14 protein-coding genes are annotated in these 13,080 nt (G+C 72.3%); 3 read left to right on the top strand and 11 right to left on the bottom strand.

Features of this window, described 5'->3' with window-relative positions; all coding sequences use genetic code 11:
• Nucleotides 1–52: 52 nt before the first annotated feature.
• Nucleotides 53–865 carry an ABC transporter permease gene (locus ACWEQG_RS07970; protein WP_452282783.1) on the bottom strand — a complete coding sequence of 271 codons (813 nt, stop codon included), beginning with the start codon at nucleotides 863–865 and terminating at the stop codon, nucleotides 53–55.
• Nucleotides 862–1,617 (bottom strand): ABC transporter ATP-binding protein, encoded by a 756-nt coding sequence (locus ACWEQG_RS07965; protein ID WP_452282781.1) that lies wholly within the window; start codon nucleotides 1,615–1,617, stop codon nucleotides 862–864. The genes ACWEQG_RS07970 and ACWEQG_RS07965 overlap by 4 nt, the downstream gene beginning before the upstream one ends.
• 163 nt (nucleotides 1,618–1,780) lie before the next feature.
• Here ACWEQG_RS07965 and ACWEQG_RS07960 point away from each other — a divergent pair, with 163 nt between their 5' ends.
• Nucleotides 1,781–2,959: a sensor histidine kinase gene (locus ACWEQG_RS07960; RefSeq protein WP_452282779.1), complete on the top strand. Its 1,179-nt coding sequence runs from the start codon at nucleotides 1,781–1,783 to the stop codon at nucleotides 2,957–2,959.
• On the top strand, nucleotides 2,934–3,581 hold the full coding sequence (locus tag ACWEQG_RS07955) for a response regulator (RefSeq protein WP_452282777.1): 648 nt from the start codon (nucleotides 2,934–2,936) through the stop codon (nucleotides 3,579–3,581). Before ACWEQG_RS07960 ends, ACWEQG_RS07955 begins: the two co-directional genes overlap by 26 nt.
• Nucleotides 3,582–3,681: 100 nt before the next feature.
• Here ACWEQG_RS07955 and ACWEQG_RS07950 read toward each other — a convergent pair whose 3' ends face one another.
• The 5 genes from ACWEQG_RS07950 to ACWEQG_RS07930 form a co-directional block, all read right to left on the bottom strand.
• Nucleotides 3,682–4,686, bottom strand: coding sequence for a metallophosphoesterase (locus tag ACWEQG_RS07950; RefSeq protein WP_452282775.1), 1,005 nt, complete (start codon nucleotides 4,684–4,686; stop codon nucleotides 3,682–3,684).
• A 92-nt stretch (nucleotides 4,687–4,778) separates the two neighbouring features.
• Nucleotides 4,779–5,762: an aldo/keto reductase gene (locus ACWEQG_RS07945; RefSeq protein ID WP_452282773.1), complete on the bottom strand. Its 984-nt coding sequence runs from the start codon at nucleotides 5,760–5,762 to the stop codon at nucleotides 4,779–4,781.
• A 17-nt stretch (nucleotides 5,763–5,779) separates the two neighbouring features.
• Nucleotides 5,780–6,817 (bottom strand): NAD-dependent epimerase/dehydratase family protein, encoded by a 1,038-nt coding sequence (locus ACWEQG_RS07940; RefSeq protein WP_452282771.1) that lies wholly within the window; start codon nucleotides 6,815–6,817, stop codon nucleotides 5,780–5,782.
• Nucleotides 6,818–6,975: 158 nt separating this feature from the next.
• Nucleotides 6,976–7,683: a hypothetical protein gene (locus ACWEQG_RS07935; RefSeq protein ID WP_452282769.1), complete on the bottom strand. Its 708-nt coding sequence runs from the start codon at nucleotides 7,681–7,683 to the stop codon at nucleotides 6,976–6,978.
• Nucleotides 7,684–7,818: 135 nt separating this feature from the next.
• Nucleotides 7,819–8,637 carry an alpha/beta fold hydrolase gene (locus ACWEQG_RS07930; protein WP_452282767.1) on the bottom strand — a complete coding sequence of 273 codons (819 nt, stop codon included), beginning with the start codon at nucleotides 8,635–8,637 and terminating at the stop codon, nucleotides 7,819–7,821.
• Nucleotides 8,638–8,714: 77 nt separating this feature from the next.
• Here ACWEQG_RS07930 and ACWEQG_RS07925 point away from each other — a divergent pair, with 77 nt between their 5' ends.
• The gene (locus tag ACWEQG_RS07925) at nucleotides 8,715–9,176 is read left to right on the top strand and encodes a MarR family winged helix-turn-helix transcriptional regulator (protein WP_363461892.1); all 462 of its coding nucleotides are present in this window, start codon (nucleotides 8,715–8,717) and stop codon (nucleotides 9,174–9,176) included.
• A 73-nt stretch (nucleotides 9,177–9,249) separates the two neighbouring features.
• Here ACWEQG_RS07925 and ACWEQG_RS07920 read toward each other — a convergent pair whose 3' ends face one another.
• From ACWEQG_RS07920 to ACWEQG_RS07905, 4 genes are all read right to left on the bottom strand, one after another.
• A complete protein-coding gene (locus tag ACWEQG_RS07920) occupies nucleotides 9,250–9,885 on the bottom strand; it encodes a LysE family translocator (RefSeq protein WP_452282765.1) in 636 nt (211 codons plus the stop codon).
• A 60-nt stretch (nucleotides 9,886–9,945) separates the two neighbouring features.
• Nucleotides 9,946–11,208 carry an RNA polymerase sigma factor gene (locus ACWEQG_RS07915; RefSeq protein ID WP_452282763.1) on the bottom strand — a complete coding sequence of 421 codons (1,263 nt, stop codon included), beginning with the start codon at nucleotides 11,206–11,208 and terminating at the stop codon, nucleotides 9,946–9,948.
• Entirely contained in the window at nucleotides 11,205–11,603 is a 399-nt protein-coding gene (locus ACWEQG_RS07910; protein WP_452282762.1) for a YciI family protein, read from the bottom strand. Before ACWEQG_RS07910 ends, ACWEQG_RS07915 begins: the two co-directional genes overlap by 4 nt.
• A gap of 179 nt (nucleotides 11,604–11,782) precedes the next feature.
• On the bottom strand, nucleotides 11,783–13,066 hold the full coding sequence (locus ACWEQG_RS07905) for an endo-1,4-beta-xylanase (RefSeq protein ID WP_452282760.1): 1,284 nt from the start codon (nucleotides 13,064–13,066) through the stop codon (nucleotides 11,783–11,785).
• Nucleotides 13,067–13,080: the final 14 nt, after the last annotated feature.

Here is a 13,080-nt window from a genome sequence, read left to right as displayed (position 1 = left end):
TCTGCGGGCCGGCGCGCTCTGCCGGCCCGGCCCGTCGCGGGCGTGCGCGGGGTCAGGTCACCTCCTTGCGGAGCACGCGGACCAGGCCGGCGGCCATGGGGAGGATGATCCAGAAGGCCGCCGACGCCGCGAGCCTGGCGCCCTCGCTCCAGGTCATGTCGCCGCTCACCAGGGGAGCGCAGGTGGTGTTGAGGTCGAGCCACTCCGCGAGCCCCGCGCCGACCGAGCCGAGCCGGCCGACGACGGCCCACAGGACCGGCGTCGACAGGCTGATCACGATCGCGGCGGGCGCGTTGAGAAGCAGCGTGCCGAGGGCGAGGCCCTGCGCGGCCACGAGCACGTTCACCCCGGTCCAGCCGAGCAGCCAGATCGGCTCGACTCCCCAATCGGCGGGTATGTTCCTGACCTCGGCCACGACGGCCGTGATCGGCACCGCGACCAGCATGGCGAACAGCGAGAGCGCCACCGCCGCGAGCAGGGGCGGCAGGCACTTGGCGGCGAGGACGCGATGGCGGCGTGGTTCGAGCACGAAGGTGGTCAGCGCGGTGCGATGCGCCCACTCGCCGGTCATGGTGAGGATGGCGAGCACCGGGAGCAGAGTGCCGAGGGCGATGCCGGCGGTGCCCATCAGCGTCTGCGACTTCGGCCCGACGACGACGCCACGCGCGGCGATCGACGCGATCACCAGCCCGAGCATGACCATCGCGATGATCTTGCCGCTGCGGGTGTCGGCGAGCTTGCGCGCCTCGACGACGAGCAGTCGGTGGAACGGGATCGGTGTGGTCGCGGTCATCATGTCGTCCTTGGTGCGGGGGCTCGGCGCTGCCTGCGCGATGTCGTTCGGGTGGTGCGTGGCGCGGCTCATGCGGCCCCCCGGTTCGCACCGGTCGTTCGGGACGTGCCGGCGTCCGGGCTTCGGTCCGCGTGCGCGGTCAGGTCGAGGAAGGTCTCTTCGAGGCCGCGGCCCCGGCTCAGCTCGCCGACCGTGCCCTGGGCGAGCACGCGGCCGCGGCCGATCATCACAATGCGGTCCGCCACCTGCTCCACCTCGTGCAGCAGGTGCGAACTGAGCAGAACGGAGCATCCGGCGTCCGCGAGGTCGCGCAGCAGGCGGCGCATCCAGTGGATGCCCTGGGGGTCGAGGCCGTTGGCGGGCTCGTCCAGGACGAGCACCTCGGGGGCGCCGAGCAGGGCGTGCGCGATGCCGAGCCGCTGCCGCATCCCGAGTGAGTAGCCGCCGACCGCCCGCCGGCTCTCCCGCTCGGTGAGCCCCACCAGGTCGAGCACCTCGCCGACCCGCGTCCGCGGCAGCCCGAGAGTCATCGCGCCGAGCGTCAGGACCTCCCTGCCGGTGCGGCCCGGGTGCTGGGCGCCGGCGTCGAGCAGGGTGCCGACCCGCAGGCCCGGGCAGGCCATCTCGGCGTACGGCCGGCCGAGCACGGTCGCCGAACCGGAGGAGGGGCGGGCGAGCCCCACCAGGATGCGCAGGGCCGTCGACTTCCCGGCGCCGTTGGGCCCGAGGAAGCCGGTGACGCTCCCGGCCCCGACGGTGAAGGTCACGTCGTCGAGCGCCTTCACCTTTCCGTAGATCTTGCTGACGTGGTTGAACTCGATCACGCCGTTCAGTCCACCGCGAGCGCGGGTGACGCCGCATCGGGCCGGGGTCCACCGCGAATCGACGCTCGGCGGTCCCTTCCGCCCGCAAGCGATACCCGAGGCTGTCCACAGGTCGACCCAGGTCGCTAAAACCCGGTCGCGGTGGTCCCTAAGCTGTGGGGCTGTGCACGGCCCACCCGACTACCAGCCGCCCCTGGACAGGCGGGGTGCCGTGCTGCGCTACCTGTGTGCCGCGGTGCCGATGGTTTTTCACGGCACGGTGCTGGCCTGGCTCGTCCTGCACGACGGCGACCGCCTCCCGCAGGCGCTGGCCGACACGGGGCTCGGCCTGATCGGGCTGGTCCTGATCCGGTGGCGGAGGCGGTGGCCGTGGCAGATCGCGCTGGCGACCGCTCTGCTGACCACGTTCTCGGCCACGGCGAGTGGCCCCGCGTATGTCGCGTACGTCTCCCTGGTGACCCATCGCCGATGGAGCCGGACGATCCCGGTCGCGCTCGTGTCCGTGGTGTGCCTGCTGGCCGGTGCCGCATGGGGCGGCGTGGACCAGGCCGCGGTCGTCTCCTCGGTGACGGGGCTGACGATTCTCGGCGGGCTGACCGTGTTCGGCCTCTACCTGCGCGGGCGCCGTGACCTGGAGATGTCCCTGCGGGAGCGGGCGCGGGCCGCCGAGCGTGAGCAGCGTCAGCGGATCGACCAGGCGCGGCTGGCGGAACGGGTGAAGATCGCCCAGGAGATGCACGACGTGCTCGCGCACCGGATCTCCCTGCTGGCGATGCTGGCCGGCGGCCTGGCCTACCGGACGGACCTCGGGCCGGAGCAGACGCGCGAGGCCGCGCTGGCCATCCAGGAGAACGCGCACCAGTCGCTCAACGAGTTGCGCACGGTGCTGCGCACGCTCCGCGACGACGGCGCCGTGGAGGCGCCGCAGCCCGATCTGGCCCATCTGGACGCGTTGTTCGGCGAGGTCCGCGCGGCCGGTCAGCGGGTCGACGTGGACGACGGCATCGACGGCCGGGAGTCGCTGCCCGCGCAGACGGGCCGGCACGCGTACCGGATCGTGCAGGAGGCGCTGACCAACGCGCGCAAGCACGCGCCGGGCGCCCGGGTCACCGCCGAGCTCGGCGGACGGCCGGGGGAGGAGCTGCGGATCCGGGTGACGAACCCCGCCCGCCCCGGCTCGGCCCCCGGTCCGGGGGGAAGGCTGGGCCTGGTGGGCCTGGCGGAGCGGACGAGGATGGCCGGCGGCACCCTCAGCCATACGATCCAGGACGGGCGTTTCATCCTTGATGTCCGATTGCCATGGGAGGCTGTGGATCGTGACCCGGCTGGTGATAGTGGATGACGACGCGATGGTGCGGACCGGGCTGCGTCTCATCCTCGGCGGCGAGCCCGACCTCGACATCGCCGGCGAGGCCGAGGACGGGCTGCGCGCCATGGACGTCATCCGCGACCTGCGCCCCGACGTGGTGCTGCTGGACATCCGGATGCCCAACCAGGACGGGCTGGTCACCACCGAGCTGTTGCGGGCGCGGCCGAGCCCGCCGCGGATCCTCGTGCTCACCACGTTCGACGCCGACGACATGGTGCTGCGGGCCCTGCGGCTCGGCGCCGACGGCTTCCTGCTCAAGGACACCCCGCCGCCGCGGATGATCGAGGCGGTCCGCGCCGTGGCGAAGGGCGAGCCCGTGCTGTCGCCGAGCGTCGCCCGGCAGGTGATCGCCGCGGCGACCGGCGGGTCCGGGCCGGCCCTCCCGCAGGCGCGGGAGGAACTGGCCCGGCTCACCGAGCGGGAGCTGGAAGTCGCGGTCGAGGTGGCGCACGGCAGGTCGAACGCGGAGATCGCCGAGCGTCTCTACATGAGCGTGCCCACCGTGAAGGCGAACATCACCAGGATCTTCGCCAAGCTCGGCACCGACAACCGGGTCCGGGTGGCGATGAAGGTGCGCGACGCCGGTCTCCTGTGAGCGCCGTCCCCGGACACGCCTCGCCATCCCCGGGCGCGCCTCGCCATCCCCGGACGTTTCGTGCCCTCCCCGGACGCGACCGCGCCCGGGAGGGCGGAGGTCAGGCCCCGGGCACCGTCCGGGGTTGCCAGGAGAAGACGGACGGCGTCCTGGGGTCGGCCGTGACCCGCAGCCACTGGCTCGCGGTGGAGCCGAAGGTCTCCAGCCGGGTCAGGTTCGGCACCCCGGCATACCCGGGTTCGACCTCGTAGACGTGCTCGTCACCGTGCACGAGCAGCACCGGCTTGCCGTACGCGCGGGACTGGGCGACGACGCGGGCGCGGATGTCGGCGAAGCCGGAGCTCTGCACGGGCTCGGCCTGCATCATGAGCAGGACGCCGGGCGCGTTGGTGCGGCGTGCCCGCTCGAACGTCGCGTCGATCCAGTCCAGCGCCGCGCTCCTGCGCGCCTCGAACTCCGCCGTCCGCAGGGCGGGACGGTCCCCGCCGGGGAGTTCGGACCAGGGCTGCAGGTCGTTCTCGCTGCCCACGACGTGGACGGTGGAGAACACGACGCGCCCCTTGGTGAACAGCACGTTCTCCCGGTAGTCGCGGTGGCGCCGGTCCGCGGCCTGCGACAGCACCGGCATCGGGTGACGGCCGAGCGTGCGGCCGGCCACCGGGTAGAACACGCGGCGGACCGCGTCGAGGCGCTCGGTGGGCAGGTAGCCGCCCGCGGCGGTGCGGTGGCAGTCGGTCCACTCGTTGTCGCCCGGCGTCAGGACGAATGGGGTGGCGAAGGTGCCGAACAGCGCGGCGAGGTCGGCGAAGCGGGCGTCGTCGCAGGTGCTCGAGCCGTTCTTCACGTCACCCGCGTGCAGCACGAACCGTACGCCGGTGTCGGAGTTGATCGCGTCGACCAGGGCGGGGAATCGGGCACGCTGGTCGTCGCCGTACGGCGTGTCGCCGATGAGGGCGAAGGTCACCGCCGGCCCCTTGCCGGAGCCCGCCGGTGGTTGGGCGGCCGGTGCGGGGGCAGCCGGTGCGGGGGTGGCCAGTGCGGGGGCCGGGATCACGGCGGCGAGCGACGCGGCGAGAGCGGCCGCCGCGAGGAGGGTTTTGCGCATGGAACAGTCTTCGCCGACCCGGACCACGGCGCGATGACGGCGGGCCGGCTCCTGGCGGAATCCTGACCGACAACCGGGAGCCGGGCGGGCGATCAGTCCAGCCAGGCGGCGGGAGAGGGCAGGTGCCGGTCGAGCTCGTCCCACAGACCCGTCGGGATCGGGGTGGCGGCGAGGCGCAGCGTCTCCTCGAGCCGCTCCGGTTCCGAGACGCCGACGATGGTGGACGCGATCCTGGGGTCGCGCAGCGAGAACTGCAGCGCGGCGGCGGCGAGGGGCACACCGTGTGCGTCGCACACCCTCCGCATGGCGCGGACCGCGTCCCGGACGGGCTCGCCGGTGTCCCGGTAGGCGTAGCGGGGCTGGGCGTCGGGTCCCTTGACCAGCATCCCGCCGCCGTACGGCGCGCCGTTGACGAAGGCGACGCCGCGATCGCGGGCCTCGTCGAGCAGCGGGCCGGCCTCGCGGTTCACCAGCGTCCAGCGGTTGTGGCTGATCACGGCGTCGAACACGCCGGTCGCGACGTACCTGCGCAACAGGCCGACCGGGCCGCCCGCGATGCCGATGTGGCCCGCGACGCCGGCGTCCCGCAGCGCGACCAGCGCCTCCACCGCCCCGCCGGGGGCCATGGCCTCCTCGAACGTGATGTGGAACTCGGGGTCGTGCAGGTACAGCAGCGGCACGTGGCCGACGCCGAGCCGTTCCAGGCTCTCCTCGGCCGACCGGCGCACGCGCTCGCCGGAGAAGTCGCCGGTGTCGGCGTCCGCGTCGACCTTGGTGGCGAGGACGAACCCGGCGGGGACGCCGCCGCGGTGGCGGACCACGGCGCCGATGCGCCGTTCGGCGCTGCCGCCGCCGTAGTTGTTCGAGGTGTCGAGGAAGTTGAAGGGCCCGTCGAACACGGCCTCCACGGTGGCCCGCGCGCGTTCCTCGCCGACCGCGTACCCGTACAGTCCCGGCATGCTCGCCAGGGGACTGGTGCCGACGCATATCGGCGTCACCGCCAGGCCGGTACGCCCGAACGGCCGGCGCAGCGCCGGGTCCGGGACCGTCGAATCGTCGCGGGCGTCGAGGGGCATCCGGGTGCGTCCTTCCGTCACGAGCCGTCGGCGGTAGCCGGCGCCAGCCCTGCCACGGCGGCCGCGGCGAGCCGGTGTCCTTCGGCCAGCCGGGCAAGCACCGCGTCGGTCGCGGCGTCGGGCAGGGTCTCCTCGGCATGTGCGGCCCGCCAGGCGTGCAGTCGCCTGGCCCCCTCCGCCCAGGTGACGACCGGCCGGAACGACGGGACGAACCGCCTGATCTTCGTGGTGTCGAACAACGCGGTGTGCTGGAGGTCGCCGACGATCAGGTCGGACCAGAACCAGTCCGGCGCGATGATCGGCAGGAACTCCGCGGGCAGGTGGAGGAGCCGCGCCCGGGTCCCGGCCGTGCGCCCGATCACCTCGTAGATCTCGTTCCAGGTGAGCGCCTCGCCCGAGGTGATGTGGAAGTCCTCGCCGACCGCCTGCCAGGCGCCGAGAAGGCCCACCAGGCCGACGGCGAAGTCGTCCGCGTGTGTCAGCGTCCACAGGCTGGTGCCGTCGCCGGGCACCACGATCTCGTCGCCGCGCACGACCCGGTCCCAGGCCGTCCAGTCGCCGGGCAGCGGCGGATGCGCGTCGTCGTAGGTGTGCGAGGGGCGCACGATCGTGACGGGGAAGTCGCGCTCCTCGTACGCGCGGCGCAGGACGTCCTCGGCGGCGATCTTGTCCCTGGCGTAGCCGAGATAGGGGTTGTGCCGGGTGGTCGACTCCGTGAACGGGGCCCGCCGCACCGGCTTGTGGTAGACGGAGGCGCTGCTGACGTAGACGTACTGGCCGGTGCGGCCGTCGAGCAGGTCCACCCTCGCCGCCGCGTCCTCGGCCGTGTAGCCGAGGAAGTCGACGACGCAGTCGTACGCGCTCCCGGCCAGAGCCCGGCGGAGCGCGTCGCGGTCCCGTACGTCGGCCGTGAGCGTCGTGACCCCGTCGGGCAGCGGCCGGCGCCGGGCGGTGTGGCCCCGATTGAGCACGTGGACGTCGAGCCCCCGGCGCGCCGACTCGGCCACGCAGGCCGAGCTGATCGTCCCGGTGCCGCCGATGTAGAGGACCTTCACACGGACTCCGAATGGTGGGATCGCGGACGAGCCGTGCGGGGCCCGGTCCGCGCGGACTGTCAGTCGCCCAGAAAATTTTCGACTGCTACGCGAAAATTATCAGCTGCGGCAGCAACCTAGAGCGCGGCGTCATCCCACGTCAAGAGCGCCGCCGCCGCCTAGAGCCGCCTCGCCACCACCTGGAAACCGGCTCGGCAGAGATCGGTGGGGTGACCCTCGTACCGGACCGCCATGATCGCGATGCGCGGGTTCCACGAGTTGTAGAGGCCGACCCGTGCCTGCGTCCAGTTGTACACGTCGTGCATCAGGCAGCCTTCCTGGCCGTCCGTGGTCTGGGCGTGGATGTTCAGCTTGACGGTGTCGCCGAATTTCCCGCGGATTTTGACCGTGTTGTTGTTCTTCGCGAAAGCGGTGCGGCACCAGCGGTACGTTTCGGTCTGGCACATCGGACGGTCGGCCACGTTGAAGCTCGTCGAGCTTCCGATGAAAACCGGGTAATCCGGATTCGCGGTGCTGGACCAGTTCTCGGTGCGATCCCAGTTGAGCGGAGCTCTGTCCCACGTGCCGATGTTGCGCACGCGGTACGGGCCGACGACCTCGCCGCCCTCAACGCTCATGGACGCGTTGATCCGTTCCCAGTCCCCGCACTCGGGGCTGGGGTGGGGCCCGATACGGCCGCCGCCGACGATCGGGCCGGTCGGATCGCAGCTGCGGCGTTCGACGAAGGAGAACGAGCGCCAGGTGACCTCCAGTTCGAAATCGGCGTCGGCCGCGGCGGCGGGGGCGGCCGGTGCGATGGCCGCCCCCGCCGCGAGGGCGAGCAGCGTGGACAAGCCGAATCGGGTCCTGCCGGAAATAGTCGCCACTGTTTCAGATCCTTTCGGGGACGCTGTCGGATCTCATGCTTCCAGCGGCGCACCCCGGTGAGGGATATCCAGAAAAAGGCGGATTTTCCATAACTGTGGCCATATTGCATGCCCGGGGAATGGCCGGTTTCGGGTTCAGGTCGCCAGAAGTTCGCGGATTCGCGTGGCGTACGCGCGGGGGTGGGTCGTGTTGCCGTTGTGCCCGCCGGGGAACTCCCTCGCCTCGACCCCGAGAAGCGCCGCGAGCTCCTGTGCGCACCGGTGGTCGAAGACGTGCCGGGGCGTGGTGCGGCCGAAGGCCGGGATGACGTGGACGGCCGTGTCCCCGAGCGCGGCGACGTCCAGCGTGTCGCGGGCGATCGCGGTGAAGTCGTTGCGGATGAAGAAGTCGAAGCCGGCCCGCCGCCGGTCGTCGAGAGGCCGCGGGGTCAGACCGGGTTCGGTGTCCTGCGCGACGGGGTCGATGCCCAGCGTTTCGGCGATCCTGGCGAACGCGTCGGCGAGGCCGCGCGCACGGTAGAGGTCCTGCAGTTCCTCCAGTTCGCGTACGTGACGGACCCGTTCGGCGGCGGGCAGGAGCGAGGGGGCGACCGGCTCGTGCGCGATCAGGGTGCCGAGCTGTTCCGGATGCTCGACGGCCAAGTGCAGCCCGACGACGGCGCCGAAGCTGCATCCGAGCATGTGCGCCGGACGGTCGGTCACGGCGGCGAGCAGGCGGTGGACGTCGTCGACGTGGTCGGCCATGGTCGCGCCCCGGCCGGGGTCGTCGAGGACGCTGCGGGACAGGCCCCGGCGGTCGTAGGTGACGACGGTGTAATCGGCGGCCAGGTGGCGGACCAGGTCGGCGGTCCGGTCCGCGTCCCCCTCCCCGCTCTGCGAGATGAGGAGCACGGGGCCGGCGCCGCGCACCTCGTAGTAGACGGTGGCGCCGGTCGTGCGGAGCGTGCCGTTCACGGGTCGTCCTCTCATTCGGGTGATCCGGACGATAATCCATCAGATTTGATGCATCAAGTCTGATGTAGCCTGGTGCGGTGAACGGAGTCGACCTCTTCCTGCTCGGCAGGACCCTCATGAAGATCGGCGAAGAGGCCATGCCGGTCGAGGACATCGCCACGTCGGGGACGACGCAGGCCGCCAGTGTCCGGACCGTGCTGGTGGTCGTCGCGGACCTGCGCGCGCACCCGGAGACCTCGGTGGGGGAGATCGCGGCGCGGACGGGCCTGCCGCAGAGCGCCGTGTCGGGGGCCGTCGCCCGATTGAAGGAGGCCGGGGCGGTCGTCACGGCCCCCGATCCGGCCGACCGGCGCCGGGTCGTGATCAGGCGGGCGCCCGGGCACTCCGCGCGGGTGGAGGCCGTGCGGGCGGCCGGTGTGGAAGAGCCGCTCGCGGCTGCTCTGGGCACCGACGACCCGGCGCGGGTCGCCGAGGTCGTCGCGGCGCTCGAGTTCCTCGCCCGCCGCCTGGCGCCGGGATCGGTTCCGCGCCGCCCCTGACGCCCGGGAGGCGCCGGGGAGGCGCTGGGAGGCGCGGGGGAAGGCGCAGGGAAGGACCGGCCGGGCGGCGGCTCTACTCGGGTGAGGTCACCAGGCGGACGGCCAGGGCGGCGAAGACGGAGCCGCTGAAGAGGTTCAGGCCGCGGGCGACCCGGCGGCTGCGCCGCAGCAGCGACGCGAGCCGTCCCGACAGGACGCCCACGACGGCGTCGACGCAGAGACCGAGCAGCACCAGGGTGAGGCCGAGAACGATGAGCTGACCGGCGACATGTCCCAGGGCCGGGTTCACGAACTGCGGCAGGAACGCGATGTTGAACAGGATGACCTTGGGGTTGAGCAGGTTCGTGAGCATGCCCTGCCAGAAGGCGCGCAGCCGGCGCGGGTCGGGGCCGGCCGGCGGGCCCTCGTCGCCCTGGAGGGTGCCGCGGTCGCGGAAGGCCTTGACCGCGAGGTACACGAGGTAGGCGGCGCCCGCCCACCGCAGCACGTGGTACAGCACAGGCAGGTGCGCGAACAGCGCCGACAGGCCCGACATCGCGGCCAGGGCGTGCACCAGGGCGCCGCAGGCCACGCCCACGGCGGCCAGGACGCCGGTGGCGGGGCCGCCGCGCCCACCCATGGCCACGATGAACATCATGTCGGGTCCCGGAGCGACGCAGAGGGCCGCCGCCGCGACGACGAAAGCCAGATAGAGGGAGAGATCGATCATGACGCCATCCTCACCGCTCGGGATGCCGGCGCACCTCCGGGATTCGCATGGTGAGACCGCTCACAGGGAGGCGGCGAGGCGGGCGGCGCGCATGATGAGGTGGTCGCGCTCGGGGACGCTGGCCGTACGGCTCGCCGCGGCACGGTAGTCCGCGACGGCGGCCCGGTGGTCGCCGGTCATCTCCAGCAGGTGGGCGCGCGCCGCGTGCAGACGGTGGTGACCGGCCAGCGGGCCGTCCGCCAGCGGTTCGAGCAGGGCCAGCCCCGCGGCGGGGCCGTGCACCATGGCGGCGGCGACGGCGCGGTTGAGGGAGACCATCGGATTGGGCGACATGCGCTCGAGCAGGCCGTACAACGCGAGGATCTGCGGCCAGTCGGTCTCCTCGGCCGTCGCCGCCTCGTCGTGCACGGCGGCGATCGCCGCCTGGATCTGGTACGGCCCGGCGGCGCCTTGGCGCAGAGCGGCGGTGAGCAGCGCGACGCCCTCGGCGATCGCCTCGTGGTCCCACAGGGTCCTGTCCTGTTCGGCGAGGGGAACGGGGACACCGCCCGCGCCGGTCCTGGCGGGCCGCCTGGCGTCGGTCAGCAGCATCAGCGCGAGCAGCCCGGCCGCCTCGCCCTCACCGTGCGGGTGACCTCGCAGCAGGCGGTGCAGCGTCCTGGCCAGCCGGATCGCCTCGCGGGACAGTTCGACGCGGTGCAGGCCCGGGCCGCCGCTGGCGGCGTACCCCTCGTTGAAGATCAGATAGAGCACGTGCAGCACGGCGGCGAGCCGCTCGGCGCGTTCGTCCGGCTCCGGCAGGCGGAACGGCACGCCCGACGCCCTGATGCGCTGCTTGGCCCGGCTGATCCGCTGCGCCATCGTCGCCTCGGGCACCATGAAGGCCCTGCCGATCTCGGCAGTGGCCAGCCCGCCGACGGCGCGCAGGGTCAGGGCGATGGCGGACGCGGGCGTCAGCGCGGGATGGCAGCTCAGGAACAGCATGACGAGCGTGTCGTCCCCGTCCGTCCCGGGCGCCAGGTCGGCGGCGGGGGAGGTCCAGTGGTCGGCGGGCGACCGCGCGGCCACGAGTTCCTCGCGGCGGCGGCGCGCCTGCTCGCCCCGCACCTGCTCGATCATCCGCCGGTGCGCGACCTGGACGAGCCAGCCCTTCGGGTTGTCCGGCACGCCCTCGGCGGGCCACTGGGCGAGGGCGTCGAGCATCGCCTCCTGGACCGCGTCCTCGGCCGCGCCGAAGTCGCCGAACCTCCGGGTGAGCACGCCGACGACCTGCGGCGCCAGCGGGCGCAGCAGGTCGTCGACGGGCGGATGCGCGGCGGTCACAGTTCCTCCGGCGGGCCCGCCATGACCTGCCGCACCTCGATGGGCATGTTGAGCGGCTCGCCGTTCAGGCCGGGCGCGGCCGAGATGTGGCCCGCCAGTTCGTACGCCCGCTCCGGGCCCTCGCAGTCGATGATCCAGTAGCCGACCAGGAACTCCTTGGTCTCGGGGAAGGGGCCGTCGGTGACGACGGGGACGCCGCCCTCTCCGGCCCGCACGATCCGCGCCTGGTCGGGCATCGCCAGCCCCTGCGCGTCGACGAACTCGCCGGCCTCGACGAGCCCGCGGTTGACGTCGCCCATGAACTCGATGTGCGCCTTGACGTCCTCAGGCGACCAGGTGTCGATCGGGGCGATGTCGCTCTGCGGGCCGAACTGCATCAGCAGCATGTATTTCATGTCTCGCTCCTCCTGCCGCCCGCCCCCGGTGGGCGCGCTCACCCCTGGGTAGAAGCCGGCTCCCCGGTTCTCGACATCTTCCACGAAGAAATCTCGAAAATCTTCCGCGGCCGGTGGCGGACGTCAGAGGGGACGTCAGAGAGACGTCAGAGAGACGTCAGAGAGACGTCAGAGAGACATCAGAGAGACACGGCCACTTCGGCGTCTCCGGGCTCGTCCAGGGCGAACGTGGCCGTCCGGCCGCCCGCGGTGACCTCGTACTCGCCGAGGAAGCCGTCGAAGCGGACACGGCCGTCGTCGTCGGTGACCATGGTCGTGGGCGGCAGCCACCACTGGTCCTTGATGAGCGAGCGCAGCGCGTCGTACGACGGCTTGGGGGTGCCGTCGACGCGGACGAAGCCGCCCGGAGCCCCGAGCCAGCCGCCGTCCGACAGGCCCCAGTAGGTCGTCGCCTCCACGGCGGGGTGGGACAGCAGGGTCTTGTAGTGGCGCACGACCTCGTCGGCCTGGCGGGCCTCGCCCTCGGGCGTGCTCGGCCACTCGGGGATCTGGTAGTCGTTCAGGTCGACGATCTCCTCCGGCATGATGTGGCCGGAGACGATGGTCGTCTCGGTGAAGTGGATGGGCAGGCCGTACCGCGCGAAACGGTCGATCGTGGCGAGCGTCTTCTCCTCGCCCCAGTAGCCCTGGTGCATGTGGCTCTGCAGGCCGAGCACGTCGATCTTGATGCCCGCCTCCAGCACGCCCTCGATCAGGCACTCGTACGCCGCGGACATGTCGAAGTCGTTGAGCAGCAGCGTGGCGTGGGGGTTGGCCTCGCGGGCCGCGTCGAACACCATCCGGACCATCGGGATCCGGCCCATCTCCCGGCAGATCCGGGTGATCCCGTTGTCGTACTTGTCGAAGATCGGCATGATCACGACCTCGTTGATGACGTCCCACATGTCGATGACGCCGGCGAAGTCGGTCATGTCCCGCTGGATCCGCTCCACCTGGGCCTTGGCGATCTCGGCGTTCGACAGGTCCATCAGCCAGTCGGCGGTCACGGTGTGCCAGGCGAGCGGGTGCCCCTTGACCGGGACGCCCCGGTCGGCGAACCACCGCGCCGTGGTGAGCAGCCGCTCGGTGTCCGGACGGCCCCGGACCGGCTCGAACTGCCCCCAGTAGAAGGGCAGCGTGGCGAAATTGAACAGGTCGAACCACAGGTCGGCGACCTCCTGGGACCCGGCCGCGGGGGACTCGCCCAGCGACCGCCGCTCGCCGGTGCCCGCCGAGGTCTCACCGTTGGCCAGCGGGATGAAGTCGAACCCGATGCAGCCGAACAGGAACTTGTGCCGGCGCTGCGCGACGACGACCTCCCGGCCGGCGAGCGGCGCTCCGTCCGCGGTCACGGTGAGCGTGGCGCCGGCGGTGCGGTGCTTCCTGATCGACGGGTCGGGATCGAAACCGGAGCGGGACGGCATGAAAGGGCCTCCAG

The sequence above is a fragment of the Microbispora sp. NPDC004025 genome (assembly GCF_053604425.1).
This window is presented reverse-complemented; position numbering and strand designations above follow the sequence as displayed.

Coding starts and splice junctions, on each gene's coding strand:
- ACWEQG_RS07970 (WP_452282783.1), bottom strand. CDS start 865: ATGAGCCGCGCCACGCACCACCCGAACGACATCGCGCAGGCAGCGCCG.
- ACWEQG_RS07950 (WP_452282775.1), bottom strand. CDS start 4,686: ATGCGCAAAACCCTCCTCGCGGCGGCCGCTCTCGCCGCGTCGCTCGCC.
- ACWEQG_RS07945 (WP_452282773.1), bottom strand. CDS start 5,762: ATGCCCCTCGACGCCCGCGACGATTCGACGGTCCCGGACCCGGCGCTG.
- ACWEQG_RS07920 (WP_452282765.1), bottom strand. CDS start 9,885: ATGATCGATCTCTCCCTCTATCTGGCTTTCGTCGTCGCGGCGGCGGCC.
- ACWEQG_RS07910 (WP_452282762.1), bottom strand. CDS start 11,603: ATGAAATACATGCTGCTGATGCAGTTCGGCCCGCAGAGCGACATCGCC.
- ACWEQG_RS07905 (WP_452282760.1), bottom strand. CDS start 13,066: ATGCCGTCCCGCTCCGGTTTCGATCCCGACCCGTCGATCAGGAAGCAC.